Below are 22589 nucleotides of genomic sequence, written 5' to 3'. Positions count from 1 at the left end.
TGAATCTACAGAACAGGGAGGTTTGCAGCCAAAAGGTGCAGGACGGTGGCGAGAATGATCCCCAGCACCAGCCCCCCGGCAATTTCCCATTTGGTATGACCCATGCTCTCGCGCAACGGCTTGGACAAAAGCTGCTTGTCCGGGTGTTCTTTTGCCAGCGCATTGAGAGCGGCGGCATGCTTGCCTACGGCTCTGCGCAGTCCGGTGGCGTCGATGATCACGATAAACGTTACGGCGACCCCGAGCCCGAATGCCGGATGAGTGAAGCCCTCCTGCAAGCCGATCAAAAATACGGTGGTGACCATGACCGTTGTATGCGTGCTGGGAAACCCGCCGTTCCCCACCATGTTTTTTGCTTCTTGCCCAAATCGGAGGTAATTAATCAAAAATTTGGTTATTCCAGACACAAGCCAGCCGATAAACGGCGCCAGCGCATATAACATGACTACGCTCCTCTTTCGTGATGATTATGACTGGGAGATGACAACGACGCCTACGACGATGATTGCCAGCCCTACGATACGGGTGAGCGACAACGGCTCTTGAAAGATCAGAAAAGAAAGTCCGGCTACCAGGACGTACCCGAGGGCCGCCATCGGATAAGCGTAAGAAAGCTGAACTTTTTCCAGCGCGGCAATCCAGATAAACGCGGAAAGCCCGTAAAGCGCCAAACCGACCATGATCGGCAGGTTCGTAAAATAGTGCAGGAACTTCAACACCAGCGCGTCATTGTTGCCAGAGAGGGAGGACGCCCCCATTTTCATGGCAATCTGACCACTTGCGCTGAGAATGACCGAGATGAGGATAAGAACGATGGATGGCATAGTTTGATCCACAACCTGTCTGTGCAATTAAAATTCAAAGGTGTAAATAATGCCGGCTACGGCGATGACGTAGAGCAGTACCGTGATGAGAATCGGCTTGTCCTGGAGCAGAACTTTTTCAGGGCTGCCGCCTTTGTCCGTAATCGTAATCAGGTACAGGTAGCGGAAAATGCCGAAGATCACCAACGGAATCGTCCACATCAAATGAACGGTTCGCCCGGAGGTAAAGGTGAACAAGCTGTAGCTGATAATCGTGGCTGTCGTGACAATCGTATTCAGTTGATTCAACAATTCGGACGAATAGCTGTCCAGTACCTTGCGATGCGTGCCTTTGTGGGCTTGCAGCAAAAGCAGCTCATGGCGTCGCTTACTGATCGCAAGAAACAGGGCAAGCAGCATGGTACAGAGCAAGAACCATGGCGTAAACGGCGTGTTGATCATCAGACTGCCCCCGATGGCCCGCAAGACAAATCCGGACGAGATAATCATCACGTCGAGGATGACGACATGCTTCAGCTTGAGCGAATAGGCGACGTTGAGCACAAAATACACCGTGAGCACGACGCCGAACAGTCGGTCAAAATAAAAGGCCGAAAACAGCGAGCCTGCCAGCAAAAATACCCCGAACGACAAGGCGAGCGCAGGCGGCAGCGCGCCGGAAGCCATCGGACGGAATTGCTTCTCCGGGTGGTTCCGGTCGTTTTTAATGTCTACGAAATCGTTCAAGATGTAGACACAGCCTGACACGAAGCAGAACAGCAGGAAAGCAAACAGCGATTTGCCGATGACATCTGTGCTGACTTTGTGCAAAGAAAAGAGCAGTGCCGCAAACACGAGCAAATTTTTGGTCCATTGGTGTGGACGAAGCTGCCGAATTAACAGATAGACCATATTTTGGCGGACGCGCGAAGTCGTTTTGACGTCGACTTTTACAGAGTTTGATGTTGCCCCCATATTTCTCTCCAATCCATAAGGAATCTTACCATCCTACTAATGACGAATCATGTAAAACGAAAGTTACATCTGTTGCAAGATAACGTTTAATTCTGTCGTAAAATGGGCGGGTTGTCTATACCTTTTTACAGCATTTGTGAGATTTTGGCAGAGGGAAATGAGAGAATGCATCATTTGAAGGTTGTATGTCCCTATGAAAAACGCAGCTTCCGGCACGGGTGTCATGCCAGTGAGCTGCGTTTTATGCTTGTATGCTTAATTTGTCCGCGGAACGCCTTTCGCTGGCTTTTTCCACGAATACAGCGACAGGTTCACCAAAATGATGGCGAGAATGACAAGCTGCGGAATCGTCGTTTCCCAGTTCGCGTAGATGCCCAGATCAGGCAAATGGAGCAACAGCTCCGAGCTGTGCGCCGGCAGGCTGCCCGTGACTTGCAGGGCGTGTACGCTGACCCCGATGAACTTGAAGGCCATGTAATAGAGCAGCAGGCTGGCAACCAAAAAGAACGGACGGACGGGAATCCGCGAGCTGAGCCTGATGAAAGCGAAGCTGATGATGGCGAGCAAAAGCAGCGCGCCACCGATCCCGAGCAAAAGGTTTGTCATGGAAATCGATGCTGCCATCCCCATGTAAAAAATGATCGTTTCCGCGCCTTCGCGAACAACTGCGAGGAAGGCCGTGAAGGCAAGCGACCACAAAGCGCCTTTTGCCAGAGAGGAACCGATTGATTTCTGCACAAACTCGTTCCAGGCTTGCAGGTTGGACTTTTTATGCAGCCAGGCGCCGATTGTCACCATGAACACGACAGCAATAAGTCCTGTAATGCCTTCGATCGTTTCCCGCGAGCTTCCTGTAGTGAGATTGGAAAAGACGATGCTGAGCACAATCGCGAGCAGCGCGGAGGCAACGATACCAAGCGCCGCCCCTGACCAGACCCATTTGCGCTTGTCCGCATTCCCTGACTTTTGCAGGAACGCAAGCAGCGACATGATGATCAGGATCGCTTCCAAGCCTTCGCGGAACAAAATCAGTCCTGCGTCCCACGCTGTATAGGAGGCGGCGGTAGCAAACGGCTCAAGCTCGACTTTCATTTCGCCCAGCAGAGCCGCTGCTTTTTCCCATTGCGGCGGGTTGGACAAGATCAAGGTCGGCACGGAAACCATCTTTGCTTCGATGCTGCTGTAGGTGGCTGGCGACTTGGTCATGACCACGCCTTCTACCAAAGGCCACGAGGCAATAAACGTGTCCATTTTTCCTGCGGCGTCGTCGGCCTTTTGGCTGGCGATGTCCGTTTCTACCGAACTGATCAGCTGCAAAAGCGAGGAGATCGTTGGCTGTTCCCCTGATGCGACGGCACTGGAGCCAGGCGCCACTGATTTTCCTGCTACGTAGTCTTCGACGGCTTGCTTCAACGTTTGCAGTTTTTCCGTACTTTTTTGTGCATTCGGCGGCTCGGTATTCAAGGCGATGCGGGCGCCGCTAATTTTTACTTCCATATCACCATAGACGGAGGCGTTTTCTGAGCGAACCAGACTCTCCGCCTTGTACCAGCCTGTTACGAAGCTGTTGTACGATTGCTTGGCCTGGGGCCAGTTGTTTTCCGAGATAGCAGTCAGACTTTTCTCCAGAAAAGGCAGCAAGTTGGCGATTTGCTTGTGCGCTTTTTCCTTTGGCTGACCTGCTGATTCTTTGCTGGTTACGTAGCGGTCGGCTGCTTTTGCCAGATTGGAGATGGCAGCCGTGGCTGCTTCGGGATTCGACTGTATTTCGCCGAGTGCCTGCTGGGCTTGCTCAACCGCTGCCGACAAAGCCTGAGCCTCTGCTGACGTATCGTCCGTGTTCGCGTCCCAGACGGCTTTCAGGCTGGTTACGGCTTTGGTAACCTCGTCCCAGTTCTTGTCTCCGCTGCTGATCAGCGCATCGCTGGAGAGCGCGATCAGCTGTTTGAGCTGATCAGGTGCGAGCGGAGCGGCAATGGCAGTCGACAGCCCGGAGATGAGCAGCAGGAGGCAGAGGAAAACGGAAAAAAGATAGCGTTTCAAAGTATTCACTCCATCCATGCTAGTTGGTTAGAACAGTGTGTCTCCGATGTAGCCGCCTTCGCTTACACCCGGAAGACATGCATAAAGCCCACTGCCGACATGGGTGATGTATTCGTTCAGCAAGTCGACTGACGCGAGTTTTTGTTGCATCGGGATGAATTGCTTGCGCGGGTCGCGGTTGAAGCAGATGAACAGCAGTCCGGCGTCAAGCTGCCCGGTGCGGACATCGAGTCCGCTGGAATACGAATAGCCGCGGCGCAGAATTTTGACTTTGCCTTCCATATGCGCCAAGGCTACGTGAGAATCAGCCGGAATGACCAGGTTGCCCTTGGCGTCTTTGCGATTCAGCTCCAGATCGTCGAACTCGTTTGCTTTTCCGAGCGGTGCGCCAGAATCGCGATGTCGGCCAAACGTGTTTTCCTGATCGTCCAGGGCTGAGCGGTCCCATACTTCGATTCGCATGCGGATTCTGCGCATGACCATGTAGCTGCCGCCAGCCATCCAGGCCGGATTGTCCGACGGTTGCGCCCAGACGATTTCATCGGCAGCGGCCGGGTCGTCGACTTTCGGGTTGTTGCTTCCGTCTTTAAAGCCCATCAGATTGCGAGGGGTAGAGCCGCTTGGATCGGCTGCGCCCGTGCGCTGGAAGCCTTCCTGAACCCAGTGCAGCACAGCTTTTCCGCGCGCGATTCGAGCCAGGTTGCGCAGCCCGTGGAAAGCAACTTGCGGGTCGTTGGCGCAAACCTGGACGACGATGTCTCCATCTGACCATTCCTTGCGAATTTCGTCACTGTTGAAGCGGGGCAGATCGACCAGGGCGGCGGGCCGCTTGGCAGACAGACCGAATCGTTCGTCGAAAAAGGAAGCGCCCAGTCCAAAAGTAATCGTCAGCCGCATCGGGTTGAGCCCGACGCTCTCTCCTGTATCGACAGGCGGGAGGTGCGGGCTGCCGCTCTCCTCATCTACCGTCTTGCCAGCCGCCAAACGGGCTGCGGCGGCCGTCCAGCTTTGGAACAGCTTGCGGACGTCGTCCAATGATGTCGTCGTTAAATCAAAAGCACCCATGCAGATAAAATCCTGCATAGGTGTAATGATCCCGGCCTGATGCTTCCCGTAAAAAGGGATAATGCCGTCGGAAAGAACAGGGGTCGCAGCTGCTTTCTCGCTGGAAGGAGTTGACGGCATGAACGATTTCATGCCAGTCGCGCCCAGAATCAGCCCGAGTCCTCCTACGCCAGCGAGCTTCAGCGCTTCACGACGAGTAAATTTTGTCTGGTCGTTTTCGGGATGCTTGTTGTTCATCAGTTAGCCTCCAATGATGGTGCCCATTTTGGACAGTGGCTCAGCCAATGCATCCAGAGCTTGGCTCAGTTTTTTCACTTCGTCTGGCTTCAATTCTGTGTACAGCACATATCCGCCATCTTTGCGGTAAGGAGCGAGGGCCGCGTCCAGCTCAGCAAAACGGGTTTCGATCTCTTTGGACAGAGCCGCGTCTTTGGCATCAACAGCAGGTTTCAGCACTTTGAAAATCTCGTTTGCGCCTTCTACGTTTGCTGCGAAATCGTACAGGTCAGTGTGGGAGTAACGCTCTTCCTCGCCTGTCACCTTGCTGGTAGATACTTCATTCAGCAGTTCTACAGCGCCTGTTACGAGCATTTTTACATCGATCTCCACGCTTTCGACTTTGACGCGGAGTTGTTTGACGTCTTGCAGCAGCTGGTCTGCTACAGCGCCCGAATCAGCAACCGATTTGGTTTCCCACAGAGCTTTTTCCAGTTTGTGATAACCGCGCCACTCGTTATCTGGAACATCGCCTTCGCGAGCATCGATCCAAGGGTCGAAATCACCCAAAGATTCAGCGATTGGCTCGATGCGCTCGAAGTAGGCGCGAGCTGGAGCGTATTCTTTTTTCGCTTTCTCCATATCGCCAGCTTTAACAGCTGCGGTAAAGCTTTCGGTTGCTTTTACCAGTTGGTCTGTCTGTTCGATGACCCATTTGCGGTAGTCGTCGATCGGAGCTTTCAAATCAACAGCGGTAGTAGCTGCTGGCGTTTCAGTAGCAGCAGGTGTAGCAGGTTGAGTTGCCTCAGGTTTTTTCTCTTCTTTTGGCGTCTCAGCGCTTCCGCAAGCAGATAGCATGAGAGACGAGCCGAGTACAACTGCGGACAACGGATAACCCCATTTTTTCATCATGTGAAAACATCCCCTTATTTATCATATAAGTGTGTACTTATTCGTTGATAATAAAAATCATTATCATCCCAGAAAGTAATGTAAACCTTTCATTGTATCTTTGCAATATTTTTTTACAGCTTGGTCAGTGGTTTATTTCGCCTGGCGAAAAAAGAGAGCAGAAAAAAGACGAACAGCCGCCGAATCGCTCGACAGCTGCTTTTTCGTTCTCTCAATTAGCCAAATATTTCAGAAGAATTTGTTCTACGTGGAGCAGGTGTTCAGTCATTCTGGCTTGGGACGCTTCCGGGTCTTGTCGCTTCACGGCCTCGTAGATCGCTTTGTGTTCGAGAAAAAACTGTTCGGAGACAGAGCGGTTGGAGTAAATCTCGACTCTTCTCGTCTCGCGAATGCCAATCTCCATCTGCTTGGAGATCGATTCAAACAGATGCACGAGTATGGAGTTGTGCGTCGCTTTGGCGAGCGCCAGGTGAAAGAGCAGATCGGTGCGCTCGCCTATGTCCTCGTTTCCGATATGCTGCTCCATCTCGCTCAAAATTTCTTCCAGGGCGTGCAGGTCATGTTCGTCCCGTTTGCTTGCAGCGATGGCAGCGTTGGCGACCTCCAGCGATTTTCGCGCTTCGATCAATTCAAGAATGGTCTGGCGATTGTTGCGCAAGCCTTGCAGATCAGGCAGCAAGCTTTGGACAGGAGAGCAGGTGCTTTTCACTGTGCAGTGGCCGCCCTGGCGAATCTCGATCAGCCCCATTGCCTTGAGGGCACTAAGCGCTTCGCGGGTGGTAGAACGCCCGACACCGAATTGCTCCGACAGCTCCTTGGTGGAGGGGAGCTTGCTCCCGGCTTGCAGTTCGCCGCTGAGAATGAGCGTTTTCAATTGCTCCGTAATGTGTTCATAATGGTTTTTTTTCGCGAGCCTGGAGAGATCCATTTCAACACTCCTGTACAATCCGTTTTTTTCCAAATTCATTGTAACACAAGAGAAAATGCGAGAAGAGAGGAGGGTTGAGGTTATGAAGAAGCTTGTGTAAACTGTTCATCAACAAGGGTGACTTCAAACGGTTCATCGCAGGAAGAACGGGGGGAGCGTAACGGATGGCGAGACAAAAACTGCACATCGATGAACTATATGAGGTATCGGGCAAAATTTTGGTGGAAAAAGGGTACGCGGGCTTTCACTTCAAGCTTGTGTCCGACCAGTTGAATGTGAGCCGCAGCACGATCTACGAATATTTTTCCAACAAGGATGAATTGATTGCTTCTTTAATGGTGCATCTCATGGATACGATTATGGCCGAGTACAAAGACACGGATGAGATCGCGCGGCCGCTTGCGAAGCTGCGGAACATGTACGATTCGTTCATGAAATACGCAGACATTCACCAGATTTTGTTGTTTGCTCCTTTCGTGAACGGGGCTGCATCGCCGAATGTGGAAAAGGCGATGACGACGCTCAGACAACAGCACTATATATTGAACAAACTTTTGACAGACGTCATTGAAGCTTGCAAGGAAGAAGGCACGATTCGCCGCGAAATTCCTAGCGAGCTGATCGCTGGCTTGCTGTTTCAATCGATACAAATTCCCAAAAGTCGCAAGGTCGCGGAGGAGGAGTGGCACAACCTGATTTTTCAGGTGATGCTGGATGGATACGGCGTCAAAATGTAGGGTAGCGCCTGGGCATTCGCGGCCTTTATTTTTTGTCCTTTTTTCGACACTTCTGTCAGACGTAGTGCAATGACGTGAACAACTGCAATAAGATTAGAGCGTCTACGAAAAGAATGATTCTGAACATTCGGCATACATCTGGAGGTTTCTATGATGAGCTTTACACAAGTAAAGTTCATGGGCGAAGGAAGGGATCGATTTTGAATCAGATGAAGCAACGCGTGATCGTGCTTTCCAGTGCTCTTTTGCTTGCTGCATGCAGTCCAGCTGTCTCTGATAAGGCAGCAGTGGAGCAGACCACTGTCAAACGAGTGGCAGTTACCCAAGTGAAGGAAGAGGCTTTTGGGCAGGTGGCGAAGTGGTCCGGCATTTTAACGCCAGTGGAAGAGACGCAGGTGTCGTTTGAAATAAATGGCCGCATCGTCACGCTGCTGGCAGAAGCAGGCGACTATGTGGAGACGGGGAGTGTCCTTGCCAGTCTGGATGGACGCGATTTATCGTTACAGGCTGCAAGCGCGGCGGCATCGGTTCAGCAGGCCAAGGCGCAATTGGCGCAAGTGACGAACGGCGCTCGCGCAGAGGAAGTGCTGCAAGCGCAAAACAATCTGGACAAAGCCAAGGCGCTCATGGATAAGGCAAAAGCGGATTTGCAGCGGTCGGAAGTGTTGTTCCGCCAGGGCGCTTTGTCGACAAACGATTGGGAAAACGTTCAGAACAAGGCGGCATTGGCCGAAAAAGATTGGGGAAATGCCAAAGAGACGTATGCCCTGGTTGCAGAGGGGCCGCGCCAGGAGCAGAAACAACAAACCGCTGGCGTGTATCGGCAGGCGGTAGTCGGCCAGCAGCGGGCCGCTTTGACGCAGACAAAAGCAGATTTGACCGCGCCCATCTCCGGTGTCGTGCTGGAAAAGCTGGCTTCGGTCGGCCAACTGACATCTACCGGCACACCCGTATACCGGATCGGCAATGTAGATGCGCTGCTGATCCAGCTCGCCGTTTCGGATCGTGACATCGGCTTCTGGAAAAAGGGAGACGAGGTTACCGTTACTTTGTACGATCAGAAACGAAGCGGAATCGTGCAGCGCGTGTCGCCCGCAGCCAGTCAAGGGAGCGGGACTGTCCCTGTCGAGGTGCGGGTAGAGAATCCCGACCGCGCTTGGCTTGCAGGGCAAGTCGCTACGGTCGTTCACGAGCATCAAGGACCAAAGGGCATTTTTGTCCCTGTACAAGCGGTGCAAAGCAGGGGAGAAACGCAGCCGTACGTTTTTGTTGTCCGGGATAACAAAGCGGCAAAAGTTCCCGTGACACTCGGCACGATCGTTGACAACCAGCTGCAAATCACATCCGGTCTCACCATTGGCGAGCAGGTGGTTACCAAAGGGGCGGAGCAATTGTTCGCGGGCGATACGCTGGAAGTCTCGACGGGTGAGCGGCCATGATCGACTTTTTGATCCGCAAGCAAAAAATTACGCTGCTGTTTTTCATCATGGTAGTTCTGGTCGGGGTGTTGAGCTTTTTTCAACTGCCGCATCAGGAAATTCCGGAGATTGCCGTTAATCGCGCATCTGTCACGACCGCGCTGCCAGGCGCTTCGGCAGAGCGAATCGAGCAGACGGTGACGAAGGAAATCGAAGCCAAAATCAAGGAAATGCAGGGGCTAAAGGCTATCACCTCGCAATCGCAGCCGGGCCTTTCCATCATTACGGTCGAGGTGAACAACGGAGTAGACCAAAAAGAAACGTGGGAGGAGCTGCGCAAAAAGGTCAAGGACGCAGAAGCCTTTTTGCCGGCAGAGGCGAGACAGCCTGTCGTGAACGACGACATGGGGAGAATGTTCGCCCAGACGTTCATGATTTCGGTGGACACGGCTTCCCGGCTCGATGAGTTGCGAGAGCCGCTGACCATGTGGGAAAAGCAACTGAGCAAAATTCCGGGCATCTCCAGCGTGACGATTGAAGGGCTGCCGGAGCAGGAAATCCAGATTAGACTCGACCCGCAAAAGCTTGCATTCATGCATTTGACCTGGGCACAAGTGCAAGCTGCGATCAAAGCGGCGAACGAGACGGCTCCGCTCGGCAGCTATCAAATCGATCAGCGGACGTACGAGCTGAGAATGACGGAATGGAAAGACATCAAGCAGCTGGAGCAGGTAGTGGTCGGCTACGGAAAAACCGGGAGCGCGATCTATCTCGGACAGGTGGCCGATGTGCAATTTACAGCCAAAGCCCCTGCCTATCTCGCCTATCACAACAACAAGCCAGCCGTCTCGATCAGTTTGATGACCGAGTCAAAAGCAAACATCACCCGATTGCAACAGCAAATCGATGCAAAGGTAGACATGCTTCGCAGCACCTTGCCTGCCGGGGCGCAAGCAGAGTCTCTCTACACGCAAAATGAGCGGATTGACGAGATTTTCTCAGACTTGTGGCGCGAGCTGTTGATTGCGGTCGTCGCCGTTCTCCTTGTTTGTACGCTCGGCTTGAATTTTACGACTTCATTAATGGTCGCCCTGGCGATCCCGATTTCGCTTGCGACCGGAATGATTTTTTTGCCGTTTTTTGAAGTGACCTTGAACCAGATTACGATTGTCGGCCTGATTATCGTTTTGGGGATTCTCGTCGATGATGCGGTGGTCGTGAACGACAATATCGAGCGAAGACTCGTCAAGCATGGCGAGCAGCCGCAGCGGGCGGCAGTGATGGGGGCGAAGGAAGTAGCGGTCTCCATTTTGACGGCTACCTTGGCAACGGTTGCTTCGTTCGGTCCGTTGCTGTTTCTCAGCGGCGGCTCGGGTGCTTTTGTCCGCCCGATTCCGGTCGTGATCATTGTCTCGATGCTGGCTTCCATGGTCATGTCACTGACGATCGTTCCGATTTTTCGCAGATGGAGTGAAGAGCGCAGACGCAAGAAGCTGGACATGAGAAAACCTGCGGGGCTGTTGGGCAAACAATTGCTTCATCTGTCCAACTGGTACGCCAGAACGGTCTTGCCGCGCTTGTTGAAAAGGCCGCTGGCGACAGGCGTTGCTGCCGTTTTGATCAGTACAATGGCTTATCTTTTGATCCCGTTGACGCCGATTCAGCTATTTCCGGTGTCTGATCGCGACGTCTTTCTGGTCAATGTCAAGTTGCCAAACGGAAGCAGCCTGGCAGAAACCGATCGGGTCGTCAAGCAGGTGTCGCAGGACTTTTCCGCTACGGACGGGGTTTGGATGGTCAGTTCCTTTGCCGGAGGAAGCGCACCGAAGATTTTTGGCAGCACTACGGGGGCGGGCAGCGGCGCAAATGTCGGGCAGTTGATTGTGCGCCTGGACAAACAGGCAACGTCTTTGCAAAAGCTGCAAAACGAGACGCTGGCTGAGATTCGCCAAAAGTTTCCGGAAGCTGTGATCGTCCCGCGCGATTTGCAAACAGGCCCGCCTGTGGGCAAGCCGGTGGTCATCCGGGTGTACGGCGAGAACATTACGACACTGCGTCAGTTGTCTTTGCAAATACAGGAGCAAGTCGCCAAGGTGAATGGCATAACCGAGGTGCAGGACGATTTGGGAGTGGACAGCTACGCCATCGCTTTTGAAACCAATCAAGCGATGATGGAGCAAAATCGCGTCACGGCGGCAGAACTGTCGCGGACGCTGCGGCTGGTGAGTGAAGGCATCAAAGTAAGCGAGTTTGACGACGGCAAGCAACTGACGGACATTACTTTATATGTGAAGCAGGATGGGGAAGCGGGCGTCAATGCTTTCCAGCGGCTGTTTGTCGCCAATGCAAAAGGCGAGCAAGTCCCGCTCGCTTCACTGGTGAGCGTTCAACCGTCTTTTAGCGTGCAAAACATCCCGCATCGCAACCTCGACCGGACGGTGACGATTACAGGCGAGGTAAAGGGACGGACAGCTACAGAGGTGATGAAGGAAATCAAGCCTGAACTCGCCAAAATGGCTTTGCCTGACGGCTATTTTTTGGAGTATGACGGAGAGACATCAGCGCAAGTCGAAGTCTTCCTCGATATGGGCAAGCTGTCGGTGATCGTCATCTTTTTGATTGTCATTTTGATCGCCATGCAGTTCTACTCGCTGCGGATTCCCGTTCTTGTCATGAGCACCGTCTACCTGGCGATTTCCGGCAGTCTCATCGGTTTGTTTGTCACGCGGACTCCGCTGGGCTTCATGTCCATGATGGGGATTGTGTCTTTGTCCGGCATTGTCGTTCGCAACGGGATTGTGCTGGTCGAGTTCATCGAGCAGGCTCGCAACAGGGGGCTGGCCTTGCAAAAGGCGGTGATTGAAGCGGGAGAGGCGAGATTCAGGCCGATCTTGCTGACGTCGATGACAGCGATTGCAGGTCTGCTTCCGCTGGCGATTTCCGGCGATGTGCTGTTCAAGCCGTTGGCTGTGACGATCATTTCGGGCCTGTTCTTTTCCACGGTACTCACGCTCGTGGTCGTCCCGGCGTTTTATACCGCGATGGAACTGAGGAGAAAGAAGAAGCAAGAAGCACGCAATCGCAAAAGAATGGAAAAGCTGGACATGTGACTGGTCTCTGATTTTCACACAATCGCAAACGAAGCTCAACAATTCCTTAACACTCGCTTGTTATACTCGTTACAGTATCAATAGAATAACGTCTGTAGTTGGGCCGAGACGTGGAGAAAGCCCTCATACAGCAACAGCTTAGGCAATACAGGCCGATTGGATCGGTTTGTTCATGCATGCTGTTGCCCGTATGAGGGCTTTTTGTGTTTCCCAAGGAAAGGAGCGGCAAGAGGCTTTGCTAGATACAGCTTTTTATGACGCGTATTTTTTTGATTTGGACGGGACGATCTTCATTGGAGATCAACTGTTGCCTGGCGTGGAAGAAATCCTCGCCACTTTGCGGCAAAAAGGGAAGAAGATCATGTTTTTGACCAACACGACGGTGCAGACGCGAGAGGGCTGTCGGCAGCGGCTGGAAAAGCTGGGGCTTGCCGTAGAACGCCATGAGATCATGACGGCAGCTTACGTGGCGGGCCTGTATTTCAAGCAGCTGGCAGACCATGAACAAGCGTGCGTGCTGGTGGTCGGCGAGCCTGCGCTTGAGCAGGAGATGGCCGAGTTTCACATTCCGCAGACAGCCGATGCGATGAGCGCCACACATGTGCTGGTGGGAATGGACCGGGCTTTTACGTACGAAAAGTTGCAGCGGGCAGCCGATGCGGTGCGAAACGGGGCCAAGCTGATCGTGGCAAATCCCGATTCGGTATGTCCGGTGCCTGGCGGAGCGATCCCCGATACAGGGGCGCTGGCGCGAGCGATTGAAACGGCAGGCGGTGCGAGCACGTGGGCGATGACGGGGAAACCGTCCCGCTTTTACGCTGACCAAGTCTTTTTGCAGCTGGATGTCCTGCCTGAGCGCTGTTTGATGGTCGGCGATCGTCTGGAGACGGACATTTTGCTCGGGATCAACAGCGGGATGAAGACAGCGCTGGTGCTGACCGGAGTGACGACAAGCGCGGAACTCGGTCACGCCAAAATTCAGCCCGATCTGGTCTTGCCGACGATGGACGGCGGGCAAATGTAGATCAAAGCTTTACAGTTTCCAAATATTTGCTTATCACGCGGTTGGTATCATCGGATGATGAAGGGCAAACGCCATAGGTTTTAGGAGGGATGGTCGTGGCGGAAGTGGAATTGCGACGCATTTCCAAAATGTACGAGCGGCAACAGGTTGTCAACGAAGTGAGCGCGATCATTGCGCCCGGGGAGTTTTTCGTACTGGTCGGGCCTTCGGGATGCGGCAAGTCGACGACGTTGAGAATGATTGCCGGGCTGGAAGAGATCAGCGCCGGAGAGCTGTTGATCGGAGGCAAACGGGTAAACGAGGTTCCGCCGAGTGGCCGGAATATTTCCATGGTGTTTCAAAATTACGCCTTGTATCCGCATTTGACGGTCAAAGATAACATTTTGTTCGGCTTGCAGGTGCGAAAAGTGAGCAAACAGGATCAGGTCAAGCGGTTGGAGCACGCAGCCGAGATGCTGGGCATTGCAGCGCTTTTGAACCGAAAGCCAAAAGAGCTGTCGGGCGGACAACGGCAAAGGGTCGCGCTCGGGCGGGCGATCGTCAGCCAGCATCCGATCTGTCTGATGGACGAGCCGCTGTCCAATCTCGATGCCAAGCTGCGCGGGCACATGCGGACAGAGATTCGCCAGTTGCAGCAGGAGCTGGGAATTACGATGATATACGTCACCCACGATCAGGTAGAAGCGATGACGATGGGCGATCGAATGATGGTGTTGCGCGATGGCGAGGTGCAGCAAGTGGGCAGACCGCTTGACGTCTACAACCACCCTGCAAACTTGTTTGTCGCTGAATTTACGGGCGCGCCGCCGATGAATACGACGCAGGCGGTGTGGCGAAGCAATGGCGCGCAATCAGGCGTGGAGCTGAGCGATGATCCGAGCAGACGTTTTTTGCCGCTTGCGCTTGGTTTTGGCCCACAGGCAGGCATCAAGGACGGCACTCCTGTTGTCCTCGGCTTGCGTCCAGAAGCTTTGCAGCCGCTGGAACCGGGCGCGGTCGCGGATGAGAGCCGCTCGTTGCTCGTCAGTGTGCAAGGCGTGGAAATTCTCGGTTCCGAGACAATCGTGGAATTTAAGCTGGGAGACAAGCTGTGGAAGGCAAAATGGAACGGGCAGTGGCCATGCCGCCGGGGAGATCTCGTTCGCGTAGGCTTTGCCCTGGAGCATGTCAGTCTGTTTGATTCGCAATCCGGAAAAAATTTGGCCATCACGGCCGGAAGAGAAAAAGGAGAGATACTGCGATGCGTACAGTAGTCAAAAGTCTGTTTTCAGTCGCGATGAGTCTGGCTCTACTTACAGGATGCTCCAGCGGGACTTCCACCACAGGCAGCAGCCAACCAGGGCAACCAGCACAGCCGGGCACATCTGAAACGAAGCCTGCGGGCAATACAGAGCTGTCTTTCTTCTATCCGGTAGCTGTCGGCGGCCCCCTGACCAAAATCGTCGACGGGATGGCGGAAGAGTTCAACAAGGAAAATCCGGGCATTACAGTCAAGCCCGTCTATACAGGCAGCTATCAGGACACGACCACGAAAATCCAGGCTGCCGTGCAAGGAAAAACGCCGCCTGACGTAGCGGTCATGCTTTCCACCGAGCTGCACACGATGATGGACATGAATGCGATTTTGCCGCTGGACGAGTTTATTGCCAAAGACGGCGGCAACGAATACGTCAAAGATTTCTTCCCGGGCTTCCTGGCCAACTCCCAGGTAGACGGCAAAACGTACAGCATCCCGTTCCAGCGCAGCACGATCGTGCTTTACTACAACAAGGCAGCGTTCAAGGAAGTCGGCCTCGACCCGGAAAAACCGCCTACGACGTGGGATGAGATGGCTGAGTATGCCGCCAAGCTGACAAAAGACGGGCGCTGGGGCATTGAAATTCCTTCCTCCGGCTTTACGTACTGGATGTACCAGGCTTTGGCCCTGCAAAACGGCAAAAACTTGATGACAGAAGACGGCAAAAAAGTATTTTTCGATACGCCTGAAAATGTTGAGGCGCTGCAATATTGGGTCGACCTGGCGAAAAAGCATAAGGCGATGCCAGAAGGCGTAATTGAATGGGCGACGGTACCATCCGATTTCCTCGAAGGCAAGACGGCGATGATGTTCCACACGACCGGAAACCTGACCAACGTGAAAAACAATGCGAAGTTTGACTTCGGCGTAGCGTTTTTGCCTGCGAAAAAGAACTACGGCAGCCCGACTGGCGGCGGCAACTTCTACATGTTCAAAGGCACGGATGCGAAGAAGCAGGAAGCGGCGTGGAAATTCATCCGGTTCATGACCGAGCCTAAGCGCGCGGCACAATGGAGCATCGATACGGGCTATGTCGCGACGCGCAAGTCTGCTTACGAAGAAGAGATCATGAAGCAGTACGTCAAAGATTTCCCAGCGGCAGCAGTAGCGCGCGATCAGTTGGAGTACGGTCACGCCGAGTTTTCTACGCACAACAACGGCAAAGTGACAAAAGCGCTGAACGACAACCTGCAAGCTGTTCTTACCGGAAAGGCAGACGCTGCTGCAGCGCTGAAAAAAGCACAGGAAGAGGCAGACAAAGTGCTGGCGTCTTTCAACAAATAATCGAACGAGGCAAATGGAGGAGCGACGATGGGGGAACTACGAGCAAAATGGAAAGTGAACGTGTACGCCTGGCTGCTGCTCCTTCCCTCCCTCATCTTCCTGCTGCTGTTTACTTTCTATCCTGTTTGGCAAACGGTTATTCTCAGTTTTCATCAAGCGGATCTGGGTTCCCCAGAGCCGTTTTTTAACGGGATAGACAATTACAAACAAATGCTGGAAGATGACGTGTTTTGGAAGGTGCTGACCAACAACCTCTGGTTCGCGTTAGGAACCGTTCCGACAAGCGTGGCGTTGGCGCTCGGGATGGCGCTGTTTGCCAACAAAGCGTTGCGGGGCAAAGGCTTTATCCGTACCGCCTACTTTTACCCGACGGTTGTCCCGATGATTGCCGTCGCCAACATCTGGCTGTTCATTTACACGCCGGAGTACGGAGCGCTTAGCCATGTGATGGACTGGTTCGGAAAAGGAGATATGAACTGGCTCGGGGATCAATCGAACGTGATGTGGGCGATGATTTTCATGGTCATCTGGAAGGAAGCGGGCTACTTCATGATCTTTTACCTGGCTGGCCTGCAAAATATTTCGCAGGAGCTGTACGAATCTGCTGCCATGGAGGGCGCGTCGGCCTGGACGGTTTTTCGGCGGGTGACGTTCCCGCTGCTCATGCCGACGACCATGTTTGTCAGCATTATCGCTTTTACCAATTCGTTCAAGCTCGTGGATCACTTGGTCATCATGACGAAGGGCGGCCCGGACAACGCCAGCAATCTCTTGCTGTACTACATTTACGAAACGGCATTTTCTTTCTGGGATCAAGGAATGGCATCCGCTTTGACGATTGTGATGGTCGTGCTGCTTCTGGCAGTGGCTGCTGTGCAGTTTTTTGGTCTGGATAAAAAAATTCACTACAACTAAGGGGGATGGCAGATGGTCCGGAAATTGACAAGCGCTGGCATGTACGGATTGGCTGTAGTCTGGCTGTTCCCTCTGCTTTGGGTGGTCTGGACATCCGTTCGGCCCAGGGAACTGGCGACATCATGGACGTTCAGCGCAGACTTTACGCTGGCAAACTTCGCGAAGGTGTGGGACGCAGCTCCTTTCGCCCAGTATTACTTCAATACTTTCTTGATTGTCACAGGAGTATTGGTTGCACAGATCGTTACGGCTACGCTGGCCGCGTACGCTTTTGCCAAGCTGCGTTTCTGGGGCAGGGACGTGCTGTTTGTCCTGTTTCTCGTGCAGCTCATGGTGCCGGCCGACATTTTGATTTTCCCGAACTACAACGTGCTTCGCGACCTGTCCTTGCTCGACACGAAGATCGGGATCATGCTGCCGTACTTTGCTTCCGCCTTTGGCGTGTTTCTTTTGCGGCAAACGTTCAAGACGATCCCCCACGAGCTGGAGGAAGCTGCGCGCATGGAGGGCTGCTCCTGGCTGCAAATTTTATGGCGGGTGTACGTTCCTTTGGCGAAGCCGACATACATCGCGTTCGGTCTGGTGTCAGTCAGCTACCATTGGAACAATTTCATGTGGCCGCTGATTATTACGAACTCGGTGGAGAATCGTCCGCTCACGGTAGGGCTGGCTATTTTTGCCCAGTCGTTTGAGACAGGAGCGCAGTGGGCAGAGGTCAGCGCGGCTACGGTGATGGTCATTTTTCCGTTGGTGCTTGCGTTCTTGCTGTTTCAACGGCAATTTATCAACAGCTTCATCCATTCCGGGGTGAAGTAGGCAAAAGGGGAACGAGAGATGAGGGACAAAAGCGGTTTTGCCGTATCCAGCTATGCCTTGTTCGAACTGCCATTGTCAGAAGCGATCGACAGGCTGATTGCCGATGGCTGGACAGCAATCGAAATCATGTGCGAGGACGGTCACGCCGAGCTGTTGGACTGGTCGAAAGAGCGACTGACGCAGCTGCAACAAAAAGGCGTCGATTATGGCATTAGCTGGTCGATTCACGCGCCGATTTCCGGCTGCAACCTGGCGGCGGAAGCGGGTGCAGTCCGGGAGCAAACGCTTGATACGATGAAGCGGTGTCTGGAGATCGCGAGCTTTTTGCACAGTACGCATGTGGTGATGCACGCGGGAGAAATCGCGGATCGGCTCGATCACACAGAACGGGCGAGAGGCGGGGAAAATGTCACCCGGGCGGTACAGTTGCTGCTGCCCGAGGTGAGTCATGGAAGCACCGTGCTGACTTTGGAAAATGTGCCGCCTTATTCAAAGCTGTTCGGCTGGGATGTTGGCGATTTGCTTGAGGTGTGCAAGGCAGTGGACTCCAGGCAGCTTGGTCTTACTTATGATGTGGGACACGCCCATCTGATTCGCCACGGGTATGCGCTCGAAGCGTTGGAGCAAGCGCTGCCGTACTTGTCTGCGCTGCATATTAGCGACAACCGGGGCGAGGCAGACGAGCACTTGGCGGTGGGCGAAGGAACGATTCCTTTTGCGGAGATATGGCCTTTGCTTGCCCGAAACGGGTTTGCCGGGAGCTGGGTAATCGAGACGCGGCAGTTGCCAAGTGCCGGAGTGAGCGTAGAGCGAATTGGATCGCAACGATGAGAACAGGAGGCGCTGACTATGGATCTGGGTACGATGTTGAAAACGAATCGGATTATCGCTGCGACTGAACAAGACCGTTTGGGAGAGGCGCTCGATTCCGCAGCTTGCGCCATTTTGCTCATGTACGGAAAGCTGACTCGCTTGATGGAGGAAGCAGAAGCCATCAGCCAGTCGGAAAAACCGATTTTTTTGCATACTGATCTGATGAACGGCTTGTCCAACGACAAAGAGTCATTTCGGTTCCTGTCTTCTTACATCAAGCCGACCGGAATTGTCACCACAAAAGGGCCGATGATTCGCGCAGCCAAAAAAGAAGGGATGCTGACGATCCAGCGCGTCTTCCTGATCGACACGACTTCGCTGACGACTACGATCAAAAACGTGCAGGAAAACCAGCCGGATGCGATCGAAATCATGCCGGGCATCGCGCCGTCGATCATCTCGTACATAAAAGATCATTTGTCGCAGCCGATTATTCTCGGCGGGCTGATCTGGAATTTGCAGCAGGTGGAAGCAGCGTTGGCGAGCGGTGCGGACGCGGTTTCGTTGAGCAGGCCGGAGATGTGGAATCATCTGACAGGCTGACGGTAGAAGAAAGCGGCTGTTGTTTCGTCTTATGCGGGCGGGACGGCAGCCGCTTTTGCATGGTCATGCACGATATGCACATTTGAGCATGGACACTTTTCAGCAGATCAAGTAAACTTTTAATTGATAACAATTATCATTTTCAACAAATGACCAGTTATGGTTACTGTGCGTCATTCGCGGGGTGCTGCCTATGAATACACTGGAAAAAATGGAAACTTTCATCGTGCTTGCCGAATGCGGTTCTTTTACCGAGTCGGCGAAGCGGCTGTTTTGCTCTCAACCAACGATCAGTCACCATATTCAGCAGTTGGAAGAGCTGTTTGAATCGCCGCTTGTTCAACGCTCGGGGAAACAGGTGCAGTTGACGCAACAGGGGGAAATTTTGCTCAGCTATGCCAAGCGGATTTCCCATCTGGTCGAAGAGGCTGCGGTGGAGCTGAAGCGGGTGAGCGAGCAGGAGCGGGTATTGTCTGTCTACGTCAGCAATTATATTGCGGGCTACTTTTTCTCCGATGTTCTCAATGAACTGCATACGATTTTGCCGCAGAAGCCGCTGGAGATCAATACGTATTGCTACAGCGATCTCATTCGCTGCTTTCAGGAGGGCAGGACGCACTACGCCTTGATGCCAATCTACCCCGAAGATGACTATATACGCAAAAATTTCGAGATTTCTGTTTTGTTCGAGGAAGAGCTGTTGCTTGTGCTGCCTGTGGATCACCCTCTGGCCAAAAGAAGGCTGCTGTACGCACGCGACTTGCACAATGAATCGATCTTGCTGCCCAAAAGCGAGTATTTGCAGCAATATGTCATCAATCATTTGAATAGTCGCCAGGTGAAGACGCGCTTTTTGCAGATGAGCAACTTCGAGACGATCAAACAGGCGATCAAGTCGCGCCATGGCATCGCTTTTCTCCCTTCCGGAGCGGTCAGGGAAGAGCTGAACAGAGGCGAGCTGGCGACTGTGCCTGTGTCGTCCATGCAAATCAGACGGCAAAACGGGTTTGTCTTCCGCAAAAACGCCGAGCTGAGCCAGGCGGATCGCGCCTTTTGCAAAAATGTGGAGCACTATTTGCGGACTGTTTGACTGTTTCCTTGTTGAATAGATACGTCCATAAAGCAAGCGGGCCAGTTCCCTGCACGGGTCAGTGTGGGGGCGGGCCTTTTTTCATGCCGGTTGTTTGCAGGTAAAGGGCTGGAAACATTTATGCTATCAAGAAAATGAATAGGTAGATTCAAAAATATTATGTGGGAATGGGCGCTGTTGAGGAGAGCGGGTTTTCGAAAAAGCGGGCGTTCAAGTGGGATTGATATTCATTATCAATCGGATTAAGATGTACCTAGTTTTCAGATACAAACACATACAAGTCAACGATGGAGGGGTTTTTTCATGTCTGTGATCCGTGTTCGAGATCGCAACCAAGTATTGGAACTTAGCTTTCACGATGTGACCAAATACCATGGAAGTCTCGCCTTGATGGCCGTAGCGGTTGGGTTTCGGACGCTTCAGGCGGCTTTTGCCGAGCTGTTTGGCGAAGAGGCGCCAGAGAGAAAAGAATTGTCGATTCTTTCCGGTCACGCCGGGCCAGGATTTCGCGACGTCTTTGAATACGTGACTCGTGCAGTGACGCGGGGAGCCTATCAAGTCGATGTGGACTACCCTGTCGCTCAATTCGATCCTCATCGGCCGCAGTCGTATGCATATGTCATTACGGCCGCAGATGGACGGGCAGTTGAAGTCGCGCTGCTGGACAGCTTTTTGCCCGCTGAATTTTACGATTACTTGAAAAAAGGTCGGGAGCAAACCATGACCGAGCAGGATGTGCACGACTTCGAGAAGCTGAAGCTTGCGCTGTCGGAGCGAGCGTTGGCATTGCCGCAGCATGAGCTTTTGACGATCAAGCGAATCGCCTAAGAAAGCAACTGACAAATTGGAAAGCAGGAGGTTGTACACGTGTATACACGCAAGTCTTTCGGACTTTTTCTCAGTTATTTGTTAGTCCTGTCTGTCTTCGTGCTGGGCTGCCAGTCGAATCAAAATGCGGCACCTGGTCAAGCTGACGCACCCAAAAACGGCGAAGCTGCGGGCGCAGCCAACCAAACGGTGCCCGAGTTGAAAATCGGCTTGCCGTCGGACGCAGGCCCGCTGAACATCTACACCGGAAACATCGATTATTTGACAGAGCTTGTCTTCGATAAATTGTTCTCGCCTTCCCCCTATGTAGAAAAGCCGCAGCCTTGGCTGGCGGAATCCGCGCAGCAGCTCGATGACGTGACATGGGTAGTCAAAATCCGCTCCGGCATCAAGTGGCACGATGGCAATCCGTTTACAGCTGAAGACGTCAAATTCACCTACGAATACTATCGCGACGGCCCAGCTAACCGCCACACCCACCACGTAAGCGAAGTGCCGCACATCTCCAAAATCGAGCTGGACGACCCTTCGACCGTACGCTTCACATGCGCTTATGCGTGCCCGACTTTGGAACGAATCACCTTTGCCGACCTGCCGATTTTGCCGAAACACATCTGGGAAAATGTGCAAAATCCGCGCAAATATACCGACCTGCCAATCGGAACCGGCCCTTACAAGCTGGTCGAATACAAGGCAGATCAATACTACAAGTTCGAAGCAAACAAAGACTATTTCATGGGCAGCCCGATTGTCGACAACCTGGTGATGCCTGTGATCAAAGACCCGACAGCGATCTTCAATGCGCTGCGTGCGGGTGAAATCGATATTTCTGCACGTCCGGTTCCCGCTGAGCTGGAGGCTTCTTTCCAAAATCAGGCCAACATGAAAGTCGTTCAGACCGCTCCGTTGTCGCTGATCGAGTTGAAGCTGAATTACGAAAAAGCGCCATTCAATCAGGAAGCGTTTCGCAATGCGATGTCGCTCGCCGTGGATCGCCAAGCGATTACAGATACCGTGCTGCTCGGAAAAGGACGACCTGGCTTGAAAGGCTATCCTCACCCGGATTCGCCGTGGACCAATCCAAACCTGAGCACGCCGTACGATGTGGAAAAAGCAAAAGCAGTGATGGATGAATTGAAGCTCACCGACCAAAACAATGACGGTGTCCGCGAGACAGCAGATGGAAAAGCACTCGCGTTTTCGCTGAAAGTACCGTCTACAGAGCCGGCGTGGATTCGCGCTGCCGAAATGCTGAAGGAGCAGTACGCCAAAGTCGGCATCAAAATCAACGTAGAAGTGCTCGATTCCGGAACGATGGCGACCGTTTCCCAGACGCGTGATTTTGACCTCGTCATCGGTACGATCGGCGCTCACGGCGTTGCCGACCCGGATCAATTTGTGATGTCCCACCGTTCGTCTTACTTGTGGAACAAAAAAATCCCGTATCCGGCCATGGACGAGCTGACCAAGCAATGGATGGCGGAAACGAGCGTAGACAAGCGCAAAGAGATCGCGTTCAAAATGCAGGAGCTGTTCAACAAGCAGCCGACCAGCATCGTCTTGTACTACCCGGAAGAGAAATTCGCGTACAATGCGCAAAAATTTGACCAATGGGTAGAGTCGCCAGGGTTTGGCGTCATCAACAAATTTTCCTTGCTGCCAGATGGCGTGAAAAAGGCAGTAGCGAAAGAGTAAGACGGGGGGGAGCTGTC

Annotated in this window: 20 protein-coding genes; 13 read left to right on the top strand and 7 right to left on the bottom strand. The window is 53.1% G+C overall.

Annotated features, from left to right (window positions below; translation table 11 throughout):
* Window positions 1-5 precede the first annotated feature (5 nt).
* From DEP07_RS14620 to DEP07_RS14590, 7 genes are all read right to left on the bottom strand, one after another.
* Window positions 6-443 (bottom strand): divergent PAP2 family protein, encoded by a 438-nt coding sequence (locus DEP07_RS14620; protein ID WP_122962363.1) that lies wholly within the window; start codon window positions 441-443, stop codon window positions 6-8.
* Between the two features lie 24 nt (window positions 444-467).
* Window positions 468-824: an SMR family transporter gene (locus tag DEP07_RS14615; RefSeq protein ID WP_122962364.1), complete on the bottom strand. Its 357-nt coding sequence runs from the start codon at window positions 822-824 to the stop codon at window positions 468-470.
* 27 nt (window positions 825-851) lie between these two features.
* The gene (locus DEP07_RS14610; protein ID WP_122962365.1) at window positions 852-1778 is read right to left on the bottom strand and encodes a decaprenyl-phosphate phosphoribosyltransferase; all 927 of its coding nucleotides are present in this window, start codon (window positions 1776-1778) and stop codon (window positions 852-854) included.
* Window positions 1779-2033: 255 nt separating this feature from the next.
* On the bottom strand, window positions 2034-3830 hold the full coding sequence (locus tag DEP07_RS14605) for an FTR1 family iron permease (protein WP_287102648.1): 1797 nt from the start codon (window positions 3828-3830) through the stop codon (window positions 2034-2036).
* 18 nt (window positions 3831-3848) lie between these two features.
* Window positions 3849-5123, bottom strand: coding sequence for an iron uptake transporter deferrochelatase/peroxidase subunit (gene efeB / locus DEP07_RS14600; RefSeq protein WP_173598971.1), 1275 nt, complete (start codon window positions 5121-5123; stop codon window positions 3849-3851).
* A 3-nt stretch (window positions 5124-5126) separates the two neighbouring features.
* Window positions 5127-6014 carry an iron uptake system protein EfeO gene (gene efeO, locus DEP07_RS14595; RefSeq protein WP_217022041.1) on the bottom strand — a complete coding sequence of 296 codons (888 nt, stop codon included), beginning with the start codon at window positions 6012-6014 and terminating at the stop codon, window positions 5127-5129.
* 211 nt (window positions 6015-6225) lie between these two features.
* The gene (locus DEP07_RS14590; RefSeq protein ID WP_122962369.1) at window positions 6226-6942 is read right to left on the bottom strand and encodes a FadR/GntR family transcriptional regulator; all 717 of its coding nucleotides are present in this window, start codon (window positions 6940-6942) and stop codon (window positions 6226-6228) included.
* A gap of 164 nt (window positions 6943-7106) precedes the next feature.
* Between DEP07_RS14590 and DEP07_RS14585 the strand changes: the two genes are divergently transcribed.
* From DEP07_RS14585 to DEP07_RS14525, 13 genes are all read left to right on the top strand, one after another.
* The gene (locus DEP07_RS14585) at window positions 7107-7679 is read left to right on the top strand and encodes a TetR/AcrR family transcriptional regulator (RefSeq protein ID WP_173598973.1); all 573 of its coding nucleotides are present in this window, start codon (window positions 7107-7109) and stop codon (window positions 7677-7679) included.
* A gap of 209 nt (window positions 7680-7888) precedes the next feature.
* On the top strand, window positions 7889-9118 hold the full coding sequence (locus tag DEP07_RS14580) for an efflux RND transporter periplasmic adaptor subunit (protein ID WP_287102683.1): 1230 nt from the start codon (window positions 7889-7891) through the stop codon (window positions 9116-9118).
* The gene (locus tag DEP07_RS14575; RefSeq protein ID WP_173598975.1) at window positions 9115-12207 is read left to right on the top strand and encodes an efflux RND transporter permease subunit; all 3093 of its coding nucleotides are present in this window, start codon (window positions 9115-9117) and stop codon (window positions 12205-12207) included. Before DEP07_RS14580 ends, DEP07_RS14575 begins: the two co-directional genes overlap by 4 nt.
* 235 nt (window positions 12208-12442) lie before the next feature.
* The gene (locus tag DEP07_RS14570) at window positions 12443-13231 is read left to right on the top strand and encodes an HAD-IIA family hydrolase (RefSeq protein WP_173597268.1); all 789 of its coding nucleotides are present in this window, start codon (window positions 12443-12445) and stop codon (window positions 13229-13231) included.
* 95 nt (window positions 13232-13326) lie between these two features.
* A complete protein-coding gene (locus DEP07_RS14565) occupies window positions 13327-14484 on the top strand; it encodes an ABC transporter ATP-binding protein (RefSeq protein ID WP_122962373.1) in 1158 nt (385 codons plus the stop codon).
* Window positions 14472-15812, top strand: a complete 1341-nt coding sequence (locus tag DEP07_RS14560; protein ID WP_287102647.1) for an ABC transporter substrate-binding protein — start codon at window positions 14472-14474, stop codon at window positions 15810-15812. The genes DEP07_RS14565 and DEP07_RS14560 overlap by 13 nt, the downstream gene beginning before the upstream one ends.
* Before the next feature lie 27 nt (window positions 15813-15839).
* Window positions 15840-16727: a carbohydrate ABC transporter permease gene (locus DEP07_RS14555; RefSeq protein WP_122962375.1), complete on the top strand. Its 888-nt coding sequence runs from the start codon at window positions 15840-15842 to the stop codon at window positions 16725-16727.
* A gap of 12 nt (window positions 16728-16739) precedes the next feature.
* A complete protein-coding gene (locus DEP07_RS14550) occupies window positions 16740-17543 on the top strand; it encodes a carbohydrate ABC transporter permease (RefSeq protein WP_173598978.1) in 804 nt (267 codons plus the stop codon).
* An 18-nt stretch (window positions 17544-17561) separates the two neighbouring features.
* Complete coding sequence (locus DEP07_RS14545; protein ID WP_274874575.1) at window positions 17562-18374, top strand: sugar phosphate isomerase/epimerase family protein; 813 nt, start codon at window positions 17562-17564, stop codon at window positions 18372-18374.
* 18 nt (window positions 18375-18392) lie between these two features.
* Window positions 18393-18959 (top strand): glycerol-3-phosphate responsive antiterminator, encoded by a 567-nt coding sequence (locus tag DEP07_RS14540; RefSeq protein ID WP_173597270.1) that lies wholly within the window; start codon window positions 18393-18395, stop codon window positions 18957-18959.
* A 193-nt stretch (window positions 18960-19152) separates the two neighbouring features.
* Window positions 19153-20049, top strand: a complete 897-nt coding sequence (locus DEP07_RS14535) for a LysR family transcriptional regulator (protein WP_254456870.1) — start codon at window positions 19153-19155, stop codon at window positions 20047-20049.
* A gap of 303 nt (window positions 20050-20352) precedes the next feature.
* Window positions 20353-20877, top strand: a complete 525-nt coding sequence (locus tag DEP07_RS14530; RefSeq protein ID WP_122962380.1) for a hypothetical protein — start codon at window positions 20353-20355, stop codon at window positions 20875-20877.
* A 39-nt stretch (window positions 20878-20916) separates the two neighbouring features.
* A complete protein-coding gene (locus tag DEP07_RS14525; protein WP_274874572.1) occupies window positions 20917-22572 on the top strand; it encodes an ABC transporter substrate-binding protein in 1656 nt (551 codons plus the stop codon).
* Window positions 22573-22589: the final 17 nt, after the last annotated feature.

This window comes from Brevibacillus sp., from assembly GCF_003521185.1.
GTDB classification, from domain to species: Bacteria; Bacillota; Bacilli; order Brevibacillales; family Brevibacillaceae; genus Brevibacillus; species Brevibacillus parabrevis.
Note: the sequence above shows the minus strand (reverse complement) of the source record. Positions and strands in the feature narration are given on the sequence as shown.

Excerpts from the sequence above, each read along its gene's own strand:
- DEP07_RS14610 (WP_122962365.1), bottom strand. The coding sequence starts at position 1,778 with ATGGGGGCAACATCAAACTCTGTAAAAGTCGACGTCAAAACGACTTCG.
- DEP07_RS14585 (WP_173598973.1), top strand. The coding sequence starts at position 7,107 with ATGGCGAGACAAAAACTGCACATCGATGAACTATATGAGGTATCGGGC.
- DEP07_RS14535 (WP_254456870.1), top strand. The coding sequence starts at position 19,153 with ATGAATACACTGGAAAAAATGGAAACTTTCATCGTGCTTGCCGAATGC.
- DEP07_RS14555 (WP_122962375.1), top strand. The coding sequence starts at position 15,840 with ATGGGGGAACTACGAGCAAAATGGAAAGTGAACGTGTACGCCTGGCTG.
- efeO (WP_217022041.1), bottom strand. The coding sequence starts at position 6,014 with ATGATGAAAAAATGGGGTTATCCGTTGTCCGCAGTTGTACTCGGCTCG.
- DEP07_RS14575 (WP_173598975.1), top strand. The coding sequence starts at position 9,115 with ATGATCGACTTTTTGATCCGCAAGCAAAAAATTACGCTGCTGTTTTTC.
- efeB (WP_173598971.1), bottom strand. The coding sequence starts at position 5,123 with ATGAACAACAAGCATCCCGAAAACGACCAGACAAAATTTACTCGTCGT.
- DEP07_RS14530 (WP_122962380.1), top strand. The coding sequence starts at position 20,353 with ATGTCTGTGATCCGTGTTCGAGATCGCAACCAAGTATTGGAACTTAGC.
- DEP07_RS14545 (WP_274874575.1), top strand. The coding sequence starts at position 17,562 with ATGAGGGACAAAAGCGGTTTTGCCGTATCCAGCTATGCCTTGTTCGAA.
- DEP07_RS14580 (WP_287102683.1), top strand. The coding sequence starts at position 7,889 with ATGAAGCAACGCGTGATCGTGCTTTCCAGTGCTCTTTTGCTTGCTGCA.
- DEP07_RS14540 (WP_173597270.1), top strand. The coding sequence starts at position 18,393 with ATGGATCTGGGTACGATGTTGAAAACGAATCGGATTATCGCTGCGACT.
- DEP07_RS14590 (WP_122962369.1), bottom strand. The coding sequence starts at position 6,942 with ATGGATCTCTCCAGGCTCGCGAAAAAAAACCATTATGAACACATTACG.
- DEP07_RS14615 (WP_122962364.1), bottom strand. The coding sequence starts at position 824 with ATGCCATCCATCGTTCTTATCCTCATCTCGGTCATTCTCAGCGCAAGT.
- DEP07_RS14550 (WP_173598978.1), top strand. The coding sequence starts at position 16,740 with ATGGTCCGGAAATTGACAAGCGCTGGCATGTACGGATTGGCTGTAGTC.
- DEP07_RS14620 (WP_122962363.1), bottom strand. The coding sequence starts at position 443 with ATGTTATATGCGCTGGCGCCGTTTATCGGCTGGCTTGTGTCTGGAATA.
- DEP07_RS14560 (WP_287102647.1), top strand. The coding sequence starts at position 14,472 with ATGCGTACAGTAGTCAAAAGTCTGTTTTCAGTCGCGATGAGTCTGGCT.